The sequence below is a fragment of the Neobittarella massiliensis (ex Bilen et al. 2018) genome (genome assembly GCF_014269355.1).
In the GTDB taxonomy this organism is placed as follows: domain Bacteria; phylum Bacillota; class Clostridia; order Oscillospirales; family Ruminococcaceae; genus Neobittarella; species Neobittarella massiliensis.
On sequence record NZ_JACOGI010000001.1, the window covers coordinates 386,471 to 402,290 of the forward strand.

Sequence of the window (15,820 nt, forward strand, 5' to 3'; positions counted from 1 at the left end):
GGCCCCCACACCGCCTAAAAACAGTTTCCAGACCATTAAAACAGTATAAAGATGGGCCAGAGTTCACAGTTTATTTACTTTTCCTTTGGCGGGGATAGTATACTGTTTGTTAGGCCCGGGGCACAGCGGCCCCGGGCCCTTATTTTGTATATGAAAAGTGAGAGGAGATTTCCATGCGCAAAAAGCATAAAGTATGGGTGTATACCGGCATCACGGCGCTCATGCTGCTGTATATCTTTTTCAACAACGTAAACCTCAATCCCTTCTACCAGGACAGCGCCGCCTTCTACGCGATGGCCGTCACCGTGTACGTGGTGGCCTGGGCCATCATGAAGCTGGGCGGCCTGCGCCTGGTGCGCGACGGCGACAACCCCCACGTCAAGGTCGTCAACGTCGAGTTCGGCGGCGGCAAGAAAAAGTTTCCCAAGACCGCCATCGTCATCCTGGCGGCAGTCTGGATCTTTTTTGGCGGTGTCAGCCTGTTTTCCAGTGTGCTCTTTAACGTCAACGCCTACAAAAATCAGCTCACCGAGCCCATCGTGGGCGAATTTACCGAGGATATCCAGCCGGTCGATCTCGAAAACGTGCCGGTAGTCGACCAGGAGCTGGCCTACAAGCTGGCAGTCAAAAAGCTGGGCGAGAATTCGTCGGTGGGCTCGCAGGCCCACATCGATATCAACACCGTCACCATCCAGCAGGTCGACGGCAAGCTCATGTGGGTGGCGCCGCTGCACCACTCCGGCCTGTTCAAGTGGTTTGCCAACCTGGATGGCTCGCCCGGCTACATCACCGTCTCCGCCTCCGACCCGCAGGATGTCGAGTACCGCGAAGACTACAAGATCAAGATCCAGCCCGGCTCAGCTTATCTGATGGACGATCTGGAGCGCCACACCCGCTTTAACGCGGCGCTGTTCACCGGCATCACCGACTACTCGTTCGAGATCGATGACGACGGCAACCCCTACTGGATCGTCACCACCTATAAAAACCGGCGCGGCTTCTCGCTGCCCGAGGCCAGCGGTATCGTACTGGTCAACGCCCAGACCGGCGACTGCCAGAAGTACGCCCTCAAAGACGTGCCCGAGTGGGTCGACCGCGTCCAGCCCGAAGATTTCGTCATCAACCAGATCAACAACCGCGGCGAATATGTACACGGCTTTTTAAACTTCTCCAACAAAGACAAGTTCACCACCTCCGAGGGGCACATCATCGTCTACAACGACGGCCGCTGCTACCTGTTTACCGGCCTCACCAGCGTGGGCGCCGACGACAGCACCATCGGTTTTATCATGGTCGATATGGTCACCAAAGAGACCTACCAGTACAAACTGGGCGGCGGCGCCACCGAGGAGGCAGCCCAAAAGTCGGCTAACGGCAAGGTACAGCAGTACGGCTACCAGGCCTCTTTCCCGCTCATCATCAACCTCAATAACGCCCCCACCTATTTCATGCCCCTCAAAGACAACGAGGGCCTCATCAAGCAGTACGCCTTCGTATCGGTGAAAAACTACCAGCTCGTCGGCGTGGGCGAGACCATCGGCGACGCTGAGCGCGACTACATGCGGGCACTGCAGAGTTCCGGTGACAACACCATCCAGCCCGGCGACACTACCACCGAGGAGCAGACGCTCGAGGGCACGGTGCTGCGCATCGCCCAGGAGCAGTCCGACGGCGATACCCGTTACAAGTTCCTGCTCGATACCGGCGACGGGGTCATCTTCGTCAGCGCCGCCAAGGTCAGCGATGAGCTGGCACTCACCCAGGCGGGCGACCGGGTAAAGGTCACTTTCTCCGGTCCAGCCGATGCCGTCACCACCGTCACCGCTTTCGACAACCTGGCTATCGGCACCGCCGAGAGCTGAAAATAGCTGCACTGCGGTGCACCGCAGCCAATACTGCCTCCACTGGGGGCAGCGGGCGCTGTTCAGAATATCTTTTGATGGGCGTGCGTACCGGCTGCTGTCGGTTTCGGTTCTACCGGCAACACCACCGGTGCTGCCCGCGCTGTAAAAACGGAAAAGATGCCGGGCACTTCTGTGCCTGGCATCTTTTTGTCACATCCTGCTAGCGGCGGCGCTATAGCGCCGCCAGGCGCTAAAAAGGCGGGCCTCCACCAAACCGGGGAGAGGCCCGCCTCTGCGTTTTAAAAGCCGCTATTTTTCCACGTCCGGCACCTTTATAAATAAAAAGAAACCGGCGATAAAGAGCAGCGCCACGCTCAGCACGCCGTAGCGCGAGCTGCCCGTCAGGGTGGTAAACAGCGCCATCAGCGCCGTGCCGAAAATAGAGGCGTACTTGCCAAAAATGTTGTAAAAGCCAAAGTATTCGTTGGCGTTTTCCTTGTTGGGTATGAGCTTGCCAAAATACGAGCGGGAGAGCGCCTGTATGGTGCCCTGCACCACCGCCACGAACACTGCCAGTACCCAAAACTGCCAGGCGTGCTGCATCACAAAGCCGAACACGGTAATGCCGATATACACCACGATCGCCGTGAGAATGATCTTTTTCGAGGAGAAGCGCCGCACCAGTTTGGCGCAGATGAGTACTGCCGGAAAGGCGATGATCTGGGTCATCAGCAGCGCCAACAGCAGCGAGTTGTCGCCAATGCCCACGTCTTTACCAAAAGAGGTAGACATCTTGATGATGGTGTCCACACCGTCGATGTAAAAAAAGTACGAGAGCAAAAACAGGCCGATGGTCTTGTCCTGAAAGATCACCTTCAAGGTGCTCCAGGTCTTTTTAAACGAGGACAAAAACAGGCTCTCGCCCCGCTGGCTCTCGGTCCGCAGCTGGTACTTCTGCCGCACATTTTTGATCAGCGGGATCGAGAACACCAGCCACCAGGCCACGTTTATGAGCAGCGCCGCCTTCACCGCCCCAGTGGCCGACAGCCCAAACGGGGTGAAATTTATCAGCAGGATGCCGGCGATGAAGGGGATACAGCTGCCGATATAGCCGATGGCATATCCAAAGGAGGAGATAAAGTCCATCCGCTCATCGCTGGTCACGTCGACGATAAATGCGTCATAGAATATGTTGGTGCCGGCGTAGCCAATCGAGGCCACCAGCGAGAACACCAGCAGCAGGTAATAGGAGTTGGTGCCGGCCAGCGCACATGAAAACAACAGCGCCAGCGCCAAAAAGCCGCAGAAAAAGAGCTTCTTTTTGCCCCGGCGGTCGGCCATGGCCCCCAGTACCGGGGCCATAATGGCCACCAGCAGCGTGGCGATCGACTGGGTCACAGCCCAGTGGCTGGTGGTCTGGGCCGAGCGAAGCCCGGCGGCGTCGCCCATGTTTTTTAAGTAGATGGGGATGACGGTGGAGAGCATCAGCGTAAAGGCGCTGGAGGCCCAGTCGTAAAGCGACCAGCTGAGCTCCTCCCGAGTCAGATCGAGTTTTTTCATACTAGCGAACCTCTTCCAAAGCGGCACGGCCGCCGTGATGGGCACTTTACACGGCCCTCACATCATTTATACCGTATCCAGTTGTGAAAAAGCAAGAGAAACGGTATAATATGTCTGTATATATGAGGTAAAAATAGAGGTGTGCGCGGCAGCGCGGCACAGCATGTCTGCGCGCTCGGCCGGGCATACTGGTATCCGGGCCCTGCGCCCGCACCTGCCCGCCCTGCCTCAGGCCCACAGGGCCCCGCCGCGATTGGAGGATCACGATGCCCGCATTCGTCACCCATCACCTGTTTGCCGACAGTGTATATAAGGCGCTGCCCGAAGGGGCAGCCAAGCGCGCCATCGCCCAGAACTACGACGCCTTTCTGTGGGGCTGTCAGGGCCCTGATGTGCTGTTTTTCAACAAGATATCCACGGTGTTGCCGCTGTGGGGCTTCATCATGCACGTGGACAAGGTACAACAGAATATGGTGGCCATGCAGCGCTACCTGCTGCGCACCCGTCAAGGGCTGTTTTTTGGCCAACAGCTGGCCTATTGCCTGGGCTTTTTGTGCCACTATGCGCTCGATAAAAACGCCCACCCCTACGTCTACTACCTGCAGCACGCCTTCATGAAAAAAGGGGAGGCCGGCGTCGGCGTCCACAACCGCATCGAGTCGGATATCGACACCGTGCTCTACCGGCAGCTCACCGGCCGCTGCGTGAACCGCTATGTCATCCCCAAAAGTATGTTCCACCCGGCCACCACCCGCGGCGTGGCGCTGCTCCTGACCTACCTGCTCAAAAAGGTGTACTTCGCCAAGACCAATGTGAACAAGGTGGAAAACAGCTTTGTCTGGGACAATTTTTTTATGACCCTGTTTGTGGAAAACGGCGCTGTCACCCACCGGGGCGGGGTATTTCTAGACAGCTTCTGTAAAAAGAAATACGGTTTTTCCGGCTATATGCGCCGCGAGCCGGTGGGGTGGGATTGTCTGAATCTGCGCCACCACCCATGGTGCAACCTCAACAGCCCCGGCAGTACCTGTACGCTCGATTTCTACCAGATCATGGGCTGCGCCCGGCAAGAGGCCTGTACCATGATCGATGCATTTTTGCACAACCTGCGCCATATGTCTCCGCGCGCGGTGTGCGGGACCGAGACGTTCGATAACGGTAAACCCGAAAAATAAGCGGGCCCTGCCGCTCTTTATTTTCACCCATCTAAAAAAACAGCCTGCTGCTCCTGACCGGGGGCTGCAGGCTGTTTTTCGCTTTTAGCAGATGTTCGGTGCCGTCCTTCGTCCCGCACATAAGATCGGCACTGCTCTTTATCCACACTACTACAAAAAATCCGGCTAAATTCACCGCTGTTTTACTTGATAATCGCCAAAAAACTGATACAATAGAGGTATATACACGCGGCAATTGGCGCCTTGGGCGCCCGCCGCTGTCATGGTATCATGGTATGTGGGGCCCGCTTGGCCATAGAGCCGGCCCCACAGCGTGCCCTGCCCGGGCAGGGCAAATTTCATGTTAAAAGGAGAATGGCCATGAAAATACTGGATTTTGGCTCTATCAACATCGATGAGGTCTTTGATGTAGACCATTTTGTCCGGTCCGGCGAGACCATGTCTTCCCTGGGCTACAACAAGTTCTGCGGCGGTAAGGGCCTCAACCAGTCCATCGCTCTGGCGAGAGCAGGGGCCGACGTGTACCACGCCTGCATCGTGGGCGAAGGCGCCGACTTTCTGGTAGAGACCATGCAAAACAGCGGGGTCAACACCTCCCTGATGCAGAAAAAAGACGTGGCTGCCGGCCGCGCCATCATCCAGGTCAACAAGAGCGGCCAAAACTGCATCCTGCTGTTCGGCGGTTCCAACCACGCCAATACCGAGGAATACATAAGATCGGTCATCGACCAGTTCGAGGCCGGCGACATGATCCTGGTTCAAAACGAGCTGAACATGACCGATTTCATTATCGATTACGCCAGCGAAAAGGGCCTGCGCATCGTGCTCAATCCCTCGCCCATGAACGAAGAGCTGCTCAAGGCCCCGCTGCACAAGGTCGAGTACTTTATCCTAAACGAGGTCGAGGGTGAGGATATTGCCGGCGGCGAAAAAGATCCCGAGAAGATCTGTGACACGCTGCTGAAAAAATATCCCGGCTGTAAAGTCGTGCTCACGCTGGGCAAACACGGCGTCATGTATAAAGACGACCACCAGAAAGCCACCCACGGCATCTACGATGTGGCCCGGGTCGACTCCACTGCGGCCGGCGACACCTTCACCGGTTACTTCCTGGCCTGCTTAGCCGAGGGCCTGCCCATCGAGACCGTGCTCGAAAAGGCCTCCAAGGCCTCCAGCATCGCCGTGGGCAGAAAAGGCGCATCCCCCTCTATTCCCACCCGGGAAGAGGTCGACACCACTACCATCAAACCCCTGAACCTGTAAATACTGGCGCCTGTACAACACGGCGCACGGCAAAGGCGGCCGCGCCCCTGAAAGCAGGGCGGGCCGTCTTTTTTGCCGCCGGGTATTTCCCCGAGATCTGCAGAGAGGAAGATGATATGCAAGCAAATCCCCAATCTCAGCGCGTGTGGCTCTGCGACTCCAGTCTGCGCGATGGCTCACAGGGCAAACAGATCGCCTTTTCGGTGGCCGATAAGATCGATATCATCCGCGCGCTGGACGAGCAGGGCATCCCCTTTATCGAGGCCGGCAATCCCTCCGCGGGCCCCAAAGACGTACAGCTGTTCGAGCGCATGCGCAGTATACCGCTGCAAAACAGCCGGCTGGTCGCCTTTGGCGCCACCCGCCGCAAAAACTGCCGCCCGCAGGACGATGTGGGCCTGCAGGCACTGCTGGCCGCCGGCACCGAGTACGTGACCGTGTTTGGCAAGAGCTGGGATATGCAGGTGGATCAGGTGCTGCGCACCACGCTGGAAGAAAACCTGGCCATGATCAGCGATACGGTGGCCAACCTGGTGGCGCAGGGCCGCCAGGTGCTCTACGATGCCGAGCACTTTTTCGACGGCTACCGCCACAACCCGACCTACGCCATGCAGACGGTGCGCGCAGCCAGACAGGCCGGCGCCACCTGTGTGATCCTGTGCGACACCAATGGCGCCGCCCTGCCTGCCGAGGTAGGGGCCGTCACCGCCCAGGTGGTGCGGCAGCTGGGCGGTGAGGTGGGCATCCACTGCCACGACGATATCGGCTGCGCGGTAGCGGCCAGCCTGGCCGCTGTCGAGGCGGGGGCCCGCCACGTGCAGGGCACCTTTGTGGGCTACGGAGAGCGCTGCGGCAACGCCAATCTCTCCACCATCCTGCCGGTACTGCAGCTGAAGATGGGCTACAGCTGTGTCGCTCCCCAGCAGCTGCCGCTGCTCACCGGTACTGCCCGGCACATCGCCGATATCTCCAACGTCATCCTGCGCAGCAGCTTGCCGTTCGTGGGCAGCGGCGCCTTTTCCCACAAGGCAGGCATGCATGTAGATGCGGTGCACAAAAACAGCCAGACCTTTGAACACATCGATCCCGGTCAGGTAGGTAATGAGCGGCATATCCTCATCTCTGAGGTGGGGGGGAAAGCAGCTCTGCTGCACAGTGTAAAAAAAATACAGCCCGACATAAAAAAAGACGACCCGGTGATCGAGCAGATCCGTGAGACCATAAAGAAAAAAGAGATGGAGGGCTACCAGTACGAGTCGGCCGAAGCCAGCCTCAAACTGCTCATTCTGGGGCACCTCAAACGTTTAAAACCCCACTTTAAACTCGATATGTACCGCATCATGGGCGAGCAGAACTCCAACATCTTTAGTCTGTCTACGGCGATCGTCAAGGTCACGGTGGGCGACGGGTGGGAAATGACTGCCGACGAGGGAAAAGGTCCGGTCAATGCGCTGGATAAGGCCACTCGTAAGGCGGTGACCAAATTCTATCCGGCTATACAAAAGGTGCGCCTGATCGACTACAAGGTGCGGGTGGTGGATCAGAACACCGCCTCCGCCGCCCGGGTGCGGGTGCTCATCGAGACCAGCGACGGCGAGGAGACCTGGACCACCGTGGGCACTTCCCGCGACATCATCAAGGCCAGTTTACGCGCTATCGTCGACTCGCTGGAGTATAAACTCAGCCGCGACGACGGTTCTCTTTAAAGAGGTCTTTTTACAAAAATCAATATGGGCATAATGAAAAAGAGCGAGAGTTAGCGTCCCAGCTATCTCTCGCTCTTTTTTTGTGCAATACAGCTACACGATCTAAACGCCTATTTCATATTTTGTTCATAAAAGGAGATATCGATTTTTCTGTTGACTTTAATGTGCTAACATGCTACTATGATAAAGCAATCCGATCCACGGATAAATATGATAGGGGGAAACTACCATGAAAAACAAAATGCTTGCAAAGATCATCGCGATGGGCCTGGCAGCTGTCAGCGCGCTGTCACTGCTGGCCGGATGCACCAATGCCGATGCGGCGGACGCCGCTTCCGGCAAGTCGAAGGACAAACTGGCCCAGATCAAAGAGAGAGGAAAGATTGTCGTCGGTATGAACGCCGAATTCGCCCCCTACGAATTTCATGCGTCCGTGGATGGAAAAGATGTAGTCGCCGGTTTCGATGTATCGCTGGCCAAAGAGATCGCCAAAGATCTGGGTGTAGATCTGGAGATCAAAGAGATGGAATTCGAGTCGCTGCTGGGGGCGCTGTCGGCCGACCAGTGCGATATCCTCATCTCCGGTCTGGCCATCACCGACAAGCGCAAACAGCAGGCCGATTTTTCCAAAGGTTACTACAAAGGCAAAAACGTACTGCTGGTCAATAAAGAGAATATGTCCGGCACCGATACGGTAGAGGCACTGACCGGCAAAAATATCGGCATCCAAATGTCCTCTACTCAACAGGAATTTGCCAAGAAGTACTTAGAGCCCCAAGGTACCCAGATCACCTATATCGGCAGCATGAACACGCTGCTGCTCTCACTTACAGCCAAACAGATCGACGGCATCGTCACCGATGACCTGGTCAGCCGCACCATCGCTCTGTCCAACCCGCAGCTCACCGTCAACCAAAAATGTGTGCTGCCAGAAGATTCAGAGGCCACCGCCGAAAATCCCGATGCCGACTCGGTGGGGGTGGCTATGCCCAAAGGGCAGGATGGCCTGCGCGAGGAGATCAATAAGACTATCGATCGCCTGCAACAGTCGGGAGATATGGAGCGCTTTATCGATGAGGCCTGCCAGCTCTCGGCCCAGAATATGGACCAGTAAAATAGTATCGCTCCCAGCACATCAGGCGGGCTTCCTGCCTGATGTGCTGCGTATAAGGGGCATGAGCCCCCTCAAATCTGCCGGCCAGAGCCGGTAAAAGGAGAACGATTTTCGTGTGGGATTTTAGTTTTTGGAACGCCTATAAGGGCAGTTATTACAGCAGCTTGGTGGTGACCCTGCAGCTGTCGATACTGGCTATTCTCTTTGCCACTCTGCTGGGGGTCATCATCTACTGGATGAAGACATCCCGGTTCGGCATCGGCCCGTTCCGGCCGCTGCGGTGGATCGCTGTGGTCTTTATCGAGGTCATTCGCTGTGTGCCCATGTTACTGCTCCTGCTGCTGGTCTACTCGGGCAGCAAGCTGCTGCTGGGTATCGACTTCACCACCTTTCAGGCGGCGGTGGTGGCCATCGTCATGAACTCCAGTGTGTACATCGCCGAGATCGTCCGCGCCGGCATCGAGGGGGTCGACAAAGCCCAGATCGAAGCCGCCCGCAGTCTGGGGCTGAACAAGGTTCAGACCATGCGCTTTATCACGATGCCCCAGGCGATCAAAAATATCTTGCCGGCTATCGGCAACGAGTTCGTCAGCGTGATCAAGGGCTCCTCCATGGCCTCTGTGCTGGGGGTGGCAGAAGTGCTGTTCACCGCGAAAATGGTCACCGGCGCCACTTTCCTGCCGTTTACACCGCTGGCAGTGGCAGCGATCTTCTATTTCGTGCTCACCTTCCCGCTGGGACGGCTGATGCTGTTTATCGAGAGGAGGTGTAAGCAAAGTGATCTGCGTGAGAGAACTCTGTAAATCCTTTGGCGACAATCAGGTGTTGCGCGACATCACCGAAACGGTGGAAAAAGGAGAAGTGGTGGTGGTCATCGGCCCTTCGGGCTCGGGAAAGTCTACATTTTTGCGCTGTCTCAATCTGCTCGAGCAGCCCACCAGCGGTCAGATCTTTTTTGACGGAGAGGAGATCACCGCCAAAAAGGTAAAGATCGATCAGGTGCGCGAAAAGATGGGCATGGTTTTTCAGCAGTTTGGCCTCTTTTCCGGCCGTAAGGTACTCGAAAATATTACGCTGGCCCCCATCCAGGTGAAAAAACAAAAGCCTGCTGAAGCCAAAAAACGGGCGCTGGAGCTGCTGGAACGGGTGGGTCTGGCCGATAAGGCTCAGGCATACCCGGCATCGCTCTCGGGTGGGCAAAAGCAGCGGGTAGCCATCGCCCGGGCACTGGCTATGGACCCGGAAGTGATGCTGTTTGACGAGCCCACCTCCGCGCTTGACCCCGAGATGGTCGGCGAGGTGCTCGATGTCATGAAAGAGCTGGCCCGGGGCGGTATGACCATGGTGGTGGTCACCCACGAGATGCGTTTTGCCCGCGAAGTGGGGGACCGCATCCTGTTTATGGACGAGGGAAAGATCGTCGAGCAGGGCACGCCGTCGCAGCTGTTCGATCACCCACAAAATCCCCGCACCATCGACTTCCTCTCTAAAGTGCTCTGATATCTGGCATAGAATATCCGGCGGCAGCGGCTACTGTTTGTGTGGCCGCTGCTTTTTTCGTGCGCGGAGACAGCGGTAGAGGTAAGCGGTGGCCTTACGTTTAACCGCACCGTCCAAAACGGATGGTAACACTTTTCCCTCCCATCCGTTTTGTGGTATAATACTGGTAACGATAGGTGGCCGCAGAGATAAGGCGGGAGGCACTGCTCCCCTTTAAAAAGTGGTTTGCGGCCCGCTATAGGGGGAAAGTATATGATGCATCTGGTCGTGATCATCCTAAACAAGTTCGAGTGTCTGGAGGAACTGCTGGTCCGTTTTGCCGAGGGGGGCATCAGCGGCGCCACAGTGATCGAGTCTACCGGTATGGCCCGGGTATTGGGGGGCAAAGACGATCTGCGCATCTTCGGCTCGCTGCGCATGATGTTCAGTCCCGTACGGGAGGAGAACCGCACCATTTTTACTGTGCTGCCCGAGGAGAAGATACCGGCAGTCAAACAGATCGTGACCGACGTGGTGGGCGATCTCTCCAAACCCGATACCGGTATCATGTTTGCCGTGCCGGTGAGCTTTACTGCGGGTATCGGGGGCGCAGAGTAGGGTGGAGAGGAGCATCCTGTTCTATCTGGGTGTCATTTTACTGATAGGGCTGCTGTTCGGCCGTTTGGCCAAGCGCTTTTACCTGCCCAACGTCACCGGCTACCTGGTGGCAGGGCTGCTGATCGGCCCCAGCGTGTTGGGGCTGATCCCCGCCACCGCGCTGACGGGGATGGAGGCATTCGGTGAAGTGGCACTGGGATTCATCGCTTTTTTGGTGGGGAGCGACTGCAAGCTCTCCTATTTAAAAAAGCTGGGCAAAACGCCCCTCATCATTACCTTATGCGAGTCGCTGGGGGCGGTGGCTTTGGTGCTGGCAGCACTGCTGATAGCTGGCTATCCGGCCGACTGCGCAGTTATGCTGGCTGCTATTGCCGCCGCCACCGCGCCGATCTCCATCATCATGGTGGCGCGCCAATACCGGGCCAGCGGCCCCTTTACCGATACATTGCTGGCGGTAGTGGCACTGGACGATGCGGTGGCGCTGGTGGCTTTTGGCATCGCCTCGGCCGCTACCACCCTACTGCACGATGGGATCGGCAGTTCCCCCCGCGAGGTTGGAATGGCTATGGTCGGCCCGGTCATCGAGTTGGCCGGGGCGCTGTTTATCGGCATTGGATTGGGCATGGCTTTTTCGGTACCGCTTCGCTTTTTTAAAGGCCGCGAGAGCCGGCTCATCCTCACCTGCAGCTTTATCCTGCTGGGGGTAGCGCTGGCCGATCTTCTGGGCCTTTCGGCGCTTTTGATGCTGCTCTGTATGGGGGCGGCGCTGGCTAACCTGCAACAGGATGCTGCGGCCATCCCCAGAATTGCCGACTCGATAGCCCCGCCGGTATTTTTGCTGTTCTTTGTTATCTCCGGGGCCAAAATGCAGCTCTCGCTGCTGCCGTCGGTGGGCCTGATCGGTATTCTCTACCTGGTGATGCGGGCGCTGGGTAAAACACTGGGCTCGGCGCTGGGTGCCAAGCTGACGCACAGTCCGGTCTCGGTACAGAAATATCTGGGCCCGGCGCTGCTGCCCCAGGCCGGGGTGGCAGTGGGGCTTTCGCTGCTGGCCGCTCAGCAGCTGCCCCAACACGGTGCCGCTATCCACACAGTGGTGCTCTGCTCCACACTGCTGTGCGATATCGTCGGCCCGGCAGTGGCCAAATACGCTCTGCGCAAGGCGGGGGAGCTACCCACCGGCAGCGATCGCCTATAGGGTATAGCTGTATACATCTACAATACGTAAAAAAATGTGCAGACAGTTCGCTGCTGTCTGCACATTTTTTATCGCCCAGGGGCCTGCCCCATATCTTTAAGCCCCTTATACAGCTTTCCCAAAGCCTTCTTCTCGATCCGGCTCACATACGAGCGGGAGATGCCCAGCAGACCAGCCACCTCTTTTTGGGTCTGTGGACGCTGGTTATTGAGGCCAAAGCGCAACTTGATAATGATGCGCTCGCGGGGGGTGAGCACTGTGTTGATCAGGTGGATCATCTTCTCCGAGCGTATCCCCAGGTCAATGGTCTCGACGATATCGGTATCGTCGGCCACCACATCTAAGTAGGTCAGGCTGCCGCCTTCGCCGTCCTGCTCAATAGAGTCATTGATGTACAGCAGCCCGGCATTTTTCTTCTGAGATCGAAACTGCATCAGTATCTCATTCTCTATACATTTGGCGGCGTAGGTGGCAAAGCGTATCCCCTTTTGATGGTTGAAGGTAGATACAGCCTTGATCAGCCCGATCGTGCCGATAGACACCAGATCATCCTGGTCGGCCTGCCCGGCAGCGTAGTATTTTTTGCAGATGTGGGCCACCAGTCGCAGGTTGTGCTCGATCAGCTTGCCGCGGGCCTCCATGTCTCCTTCCTCTTTGTATTTCCTAAAGAGGTCAGCTTCCTCCTCTTTATCCAGCGGTTTGGGAAAACTGCTCTGGCTGGAGATGTGCAGCGCAAAGTACAGCAGGTTTGCCAGTATCAGGCAGATAAACGCGGTATACATCAAAAATCACCGTTTTCCTGGTTATTACAGGCATTTTCACTGCCCGCTTTCTATGCATATGCCGAGCGGTGCGCTTTTTTGTCTGTCCACCGAGTTTTGACATGATTGATTGCCCTATAAAAACATGCTATACTACTTGCACGAAGAGGACCGCGCACAGTAGCATGCAGAGGATAAGGAGGTGCCCGGTGAGCGAGACCAAATACACTGTATTGCAGCGGCTCAGACAGCAGATCGGGCAGGTCGTATCCAGTGCCCAGCTGGTGCAAGAGACCGGTGTGTCGCGCACCGCAGTGTGGAAGGCGATAGGCGCCCTGAAAAAAGAGGGCTACCCCATCACCGCTATCCAGAGCGGCGGTTACCGGCTGGAGGCGGATGGCGATGTGCTCTCGTCCCACGAGATACAGCGCCGCCGCAGGGGCCATTATCTGGGTGCTACTGCTTTTTATAGAGATGAGGTGCCCTCTACCAATTCGGCACTGCGCGCGCTGGCCGGTACCGGTGATCTTTCCGACGGCTGTCTGCTGGTGGCGGGCCATCAAACTGCTGGCCGGGGACGGCAGGGCCGCAGCTTTTACTCGCCGGCCAGCAGCGGGCTCTACTTTTCCTTTGCCATCTGCCGCCCGCTGTCACTGCAGGCACTGCGTTTTTTAACGATGGCGGTGGCCTTGGGTACCAGTGCCGGTATTGGAGCTCTGTGCGGCGTATCGCCGTCCATCAAGTGGCCCAACGATCTGCTGCTGGCGGGCAAAAAGTGCTGTGGTATCCTCACTGAGTGCAGCTTGGTAGCCGAGACCGGCTCGCTGGACTACGCGGTGGTAGGGGTGGGTATCAATGTAAAAGAGACTGCTTTTCCCCCCGAATTGGTGTCGGTAGCCACTGCGCTGGTCGGCTCTGCGGGGCGCGATATATCCCGGTCAGATCTGCTCGATGCGGTGCTCACCGGGATCGAGCAGCAGTTGGAACAGCTATTTCAAGAGAATTGGGCGCAGATCATACAGGATTACCGCCAGCAGATGCTGTATCGCGGGCAGCAGGTCTCGCTGCACCTGCCGCAGGGGCAACGGGTGCAGGCCCAGCTGCTGGATATCGCCGAAGACGGCGGGCTGCTCATTGCCAGAGAGGGGCGGCAGGAGGTGCTGTATTCCGGCGACATTTTTCCCGTGGGCCAGCAGTAATATCGCTTTAGCCGGAAGGGAAGAGTGACCGGCTATTTTACGTAGATCGGCGGCGGACCGCTGCCATTAGAGAGGTTGATTTGATGAACAAGACCGGCTTTTTCCCCGGCGACCTGTACATCCCCAAAAAAGAAGTGGATCTGCAAAAGTGGTGTGTCGTGGCCTGCGACCAGTACACCTCTCAGCCCGAATACTGGGAGCAGGTGCGGCAGCAGGTGGGGGAAGCCCCGTCAACACTGCATATGATCATCCCCGAATGTGATCTGGAAAAAGACGATATCGACAAGCGGATAAAGAGCGCCGGCGCCGCCATGGAGGACTACCTGCAGCGCGATCTGCTGGAGCCGTTTTCCGATTTTTTATATCTGCGGCGAACACTGCGCGACGGCGGTATCCGCCGCGGCCTGCTGGGCATCATTGATCTGGAGTGCTATGACTTCGCCCCTGGCTCCCAGTCGTTGGTGCGGGCCACCGAGGGAACTGTGCTCGAACGCATACCGCCCCGGGTACGGGTGCGGCAGCAGGCTGCACTGGAGTGCCCCCACGTGATGCTGCTCATCGACGACCGGGCGCACACCGTTATCGAGCCCATTGAGCAGCGGGTGGAGCAGCTGGAACAGGTGTACGATACTCCGCTCATGCAAGACAGTGGCCGCGCCGTGGGGTATCTGTGCGATGGGGCCGAGAACTGGCGTATCATGCAGGCGCTGTCAGAGCTGGCCGATACCGACGGCTTTAATCGCCGCTGCGGCACGCAGAGCCAAGCCCCGCTGCTTTTTGCGGTGGGCGACGGCAACCACTCGTTGGCCACCGCCAAGACCTGTTATGAGCAGATCAAAAAGCAGCTCTCCCCCCAGCAAGCCCTTATGCACCCGGCCCGCTATGCGCTGGTGGAGGTGGTCAACCTGCACGACGAGTCGCTGGTGTTCGAGCCTATTCACCGGGTGGCCTTTGGCGTGCAGCCCCAACAGCTGCTGGAGGCCTTATCGGCGCAGTGTGGTGCAGTACCGGCGAGCTCTGAATCAGCTGGTCAGCAGATAAAAGTTCAAATAGGCGACTGTGTGCAGGACTACTGCTTAAAAACGCCCACCTCCAATCTGCCGGTGGGGACCCTGCAAAACTTTTTAGACAGCTATCTGGCGCAGTGTGGCGGCCGGGTCGACTATATCCACGGCGAGCAGGCAGTGGCTGCACTTACGGCGCAGCCCAATACGGTGGGCTTTTTGCTGCCGGCTATGCAAAAAGAAGATCTGTTTCGCACAGTGGTGCTCGACGGCGCCTTGCCGCGCAAGACCTTTTCGATGGGCCATGCCTGGGATAAGCGCTTTTACCTGGAGTGCCGGCGCATTCGCTGACTAGAATAAGATCATAAAAAAGCGCCAGCGGCAGAGCTCTGCCGCTGGCGCTTTTTTTGCTGCTGAGAAATGCTTGCATGACCGGTCCTACATCCATCTGCTATTTTGTGCTGCCTTGGGCGGGATCTGAAAAAGGGTGGCACTGTCATCTTATGGGGCAGCCGGTGGCGCTTCTACAGCCATCCGTTCCACCAGGCCAGTCCCACTACAGCTGCCCACATCAGGCATAAGAGCGGCACGCCCACATAAAATTTGGGGTGGCGGGTCTTGTGGTGGCAGGCTTTCATTCCCAGGTACAGGCCAAAGCAGCCACCCAGAGCCGCGACCGACATCAGGGTGTGTTCCGGTATGCGCCAGCGCCCCTTTTTGGCCCGGTATTTGTCAGTGGCGCACAGCAGTAGACCGGCCAGATTTACCGCGACCAGATATGCGGTCAAAACAGTTTGCATCGGCGTGCCTCCTCAAATTCTATTCTATAGCGCGGCTTTTCAGGCCGAAAAGAACGGATATAAAAAAGGCCGCGCATCAAACGCGGCCTTTTTAAAGCA

At 57.3% G+C, this 15,820-nt stretch carries 14 protein-coding genes; 11 read left to right on the forward strand and 3 right to left on the reverse strand.

Going from position 1 to position 15,820, the window contains the following annotated elements; all coding sequences use genetic code 11:
- The first annotated feature begins 173 nt into the window (after positions 1–173).
- The gene (locus H8K20_RS01840) at positions 174–1,862 is read left to right on the forward strand and encodes a hypothetical protein (RefSeq protein WP_105203467.1); all 1,689 of its coding nucleotides are present in this window, start codon (positions 174–176) and stop codon (positions 1,860–1,862) included.
- A gap of 291 nt (positions 1,863–2,153) precedes the next feature.
- Here H8K20_RS01840 and H8K20_RS01845 read toward each other — a convergent pair whose 3' ends face one another.
- Positions 2,154–3,404: an MFS transporter gene (locus H8K20_RS01845; protein ID WP_186487310.1), complete on the reverse strand. Its 1,251-nt coding sequence runs from the start codon at positions 3,402–3,404 to the stop codon at positions 2,154–2,156.
- A gap of 266 nt (positions 3,405–3,670) precedes the next feature.
- Between H8K20_RS01845 and H8K20_RS01850 the strand changes: the two genes are divergently transcribed.
- The 8 genes from H8K20_RS01850 (at position 3,671) to H8K20_RS01885 (ending at position 11,957) form a co-directional block, all read left to right on the forward strand.
- Positions 3,671–4,579, forward strand: coding sequence for a zinc dependent phospholipase C family protein (locus tag H8K20_RS01850; RefSeq protein WP_154865893.1), 909 nt, complete (start codon positions 3,671–3,673; stop codon positions 4,577–4,579).
- Positions 4,580–4,939: 360 nt separating this feature from the next.
- Positions 4,940–5,842, forward strand: a complete 903-nt coding sequence (locus H8K20_RS01855) for a ribokinase (RefSeq protein ID WP_105203470.1) — start codon at positions 4,940–4,942, stop codon at positions 5,840–5,842.
- A gap of 116 nt (positions 5,843–5,958) precedes the next feature.
- Positions 5,959–7,548 (forward strand): citramalate synthase, encoded by a 1,590-nt coding sequence (gene cimA / locus H8K20_RS01860; RefSeq protein WP_186487311.1) that lies wholly within the window; start codon positions 5,959–5,961, stop codon positions 7,546–7,548.
- A gap of 229 nt (positions 7,549–7,777) precedes the next feature.
- Positions 7,778–8,662 carry a transporter substrate-binding domain-containing protein gene (locus tag H8K20_RS01865; protein ID WP_105203472.1) on the forward strand — a complete coding sequence of 295 codons (885 nt, stop codon included), beginning with the start codon at positions 7,778–7,780 and terminating at the stop codon, positions 8,660–8,662.
- Positions 8,663–8,775: 113 nt separating this feature from the next.
- Positions 8,776–9,465, forward strand: coding sequence for an amino acid ABC transporter permease (locus H8K20_RS01870; protein WP_164998085.1), 690 nt, complete (start codon positions 8,776–8,778; stop codon positions 9,463–9,465).
- Positions 9,440–10,162: an ATP-binding cassette domain-containing protein gene (locus H8K20_RS01875; protein ID WP_186487312.1), complete on the forward strand. Its 723-nt coding sequence runs from the start codon at positions 9,440–9,442 to the stop codon at positions 10,160–10,162. The genes H8K20_RS01870 and H8K20_RS01875 overlap by 26 nt, the downstream gene beginning before the upstream one ends.
- A gap of 252 nt (positions 10,163–10,414) precedes the next feature.
- On the forward strand, positions 10,415–10,759 hold the full coding sequence (locus H8K20_RS01880; RefSeq protein ID WP_186487313.1) for a hypothetical protein: 345 nt from the start codon (positions 10,415–10,417) through the stop codon (positions 10,757–10,759).
- 1 nt (position 10,760) lies between these two features.
- Positions 10,761–11,957 carry a cation:proton antiporter domain-containing protein gene (locus H8K20_RS01885; protein ID WP_186487314.1) on the forward strand — a complete coding sequence of 399 codons (1,197 nt, stop codon included), beginning with the start codon at positions 10,761–10,763 and terminating at the stop codon, positions 11,955–11,957.
- Between the two features lie 68 nt (positions 11,958–12,025).
- Here H8K20_RS01885 and sigK read toward each other — a convergent pair whose 3' ends face one another.
- On the reverse strand, positions 12,026–12,739 hold the full coding sequence (gene sigK, locus H8K20_RS01890) for an RNA polymerase sporulation sigma factor SigK (protein ID WP_105203477.1): 714 nt from the start codon (positions 12,737–12,739) through the stop codon (positions 12,026–12,028).
- 188 nt (positions 12,740–12,927) lie between these two features.
- Here sigK and H8K20_RS01895 point away from each other — a divergent pair, with 188 nt between their 5' ends.
- Both H8K20_RS01895 and H8K20_RS01900 read left to right on the forward strand, forming a co-directional pair.
- Entirely contained in the window at positions 12,928–13,917 is a 990-nt protein-coding gene (locus tag H8K20_RS01895; RefSeq protein WP_186487315.1) for a biotin--[acetyl-CoA-carboxylase] ligase, read from the forward strand.
- An 83-nt stretch (positions 13,918–14,000) separates the two neighbouring features.
- On the forward strand, positions 14,001–15,272 hold the full coding sequence (locus H8K20_RS01900) for a DUF1015 domain-containing protein (protein ID WP_186487316.1): 1,272 nt from the start codon (positions 14,001–14,003) through the stop codon (positions 15,270–15,272).
- Positions 15,273–15,445: 173 nt separating this feature from the next.
- On the opposite strand, the gene H8K20_RS01905 is transcribed toward H8K20_RS01900, so the two are convergent.
- A complete protein-coding gene (locus H8K20_RS01905; RefSeq protein ID WP_186487317.1) occupies positions 15,446–15,721 on the reverse strand; it encodes a DUF1294 domain-containing protein in 276 nt (91 codons plus the stop codon).
- Positions 15,722–15,820 lie beyond the last annotated feature (99 nt).

Excerpts from the sequence above, each read along its gene's own strand:
- H8K20_RS01840 (WP_105203467.1), top strand. The coding sequence starts at position 174 with ATGCGCAAAAAGCATAAAGTATGGGTGTATACCGGCATCACGGCGCTC.
- H8K20_RS01845 (WP_186487310.1), bottom strand. The coding sequence starts at position 3,404 with ATGAAAAAACTCGATCTGACTCGGGAGGAGCTCAGCTGGTCGCTTTAC.
- H8K20_RS01850 (WP_154865893.1), top strand. The coding sequence starts at position 3,671 with ATGCCCGCATTCGTCACCCATCACCTGTTTGCCGACAGTGTATATAAG.
- H8K20_RS01855 (WP_105203470.1), top strand. The coding sequence starts at position 4,940 with ATGAAAATACTGGATTTTGGCTCTATCAACATCGATGAGGTCTTTGAT.
- cimA (WP_186487311.1), top strand. The coding sequence starts at position 5,959 with ATGCAAGCAAATCCCCAATCTCAGCGCGTGTGGCTCTGCGACTCCAGT.
- H8K20_RS01865 (WP_105203472.1), top strand. The coding sequence starts at position 7,778 with ATGAAAAACAAAATGCTTGCAAAGATCATCGCGATGGGCCTGGCAGCT.
- H8K20_RS01880 (WP_186487313.1), top strand. The coding sequence starts at position 10,415 with ATGATGCATCTGGTCGTGATCATCCTAAACAAGTTCGAGTGTCTGGAG.
- sigK (WP_105203477.1), bottom strand. The coding sequence starts at position 12,739 with ATGTATACCGCGTTTATCTGCCTGATACTGGCAAACCTGCTGTACTTT.
- H8K20_RS01900 (WP_186487316.1), top strand. The coding sequence starts at position 14,001 with ATGAACAAGACCGGCTTTTTCCCCGGCGACCTGTACATCCCCAAAAAA.
- H8K20_RS01905 (WP_186487317.1), bottom strand. The coding sequence starts at position 15,721 with ATGCAAACTGTTTTGACCGCATATCTGGTCGCGGTAAATCTGGCCGGT.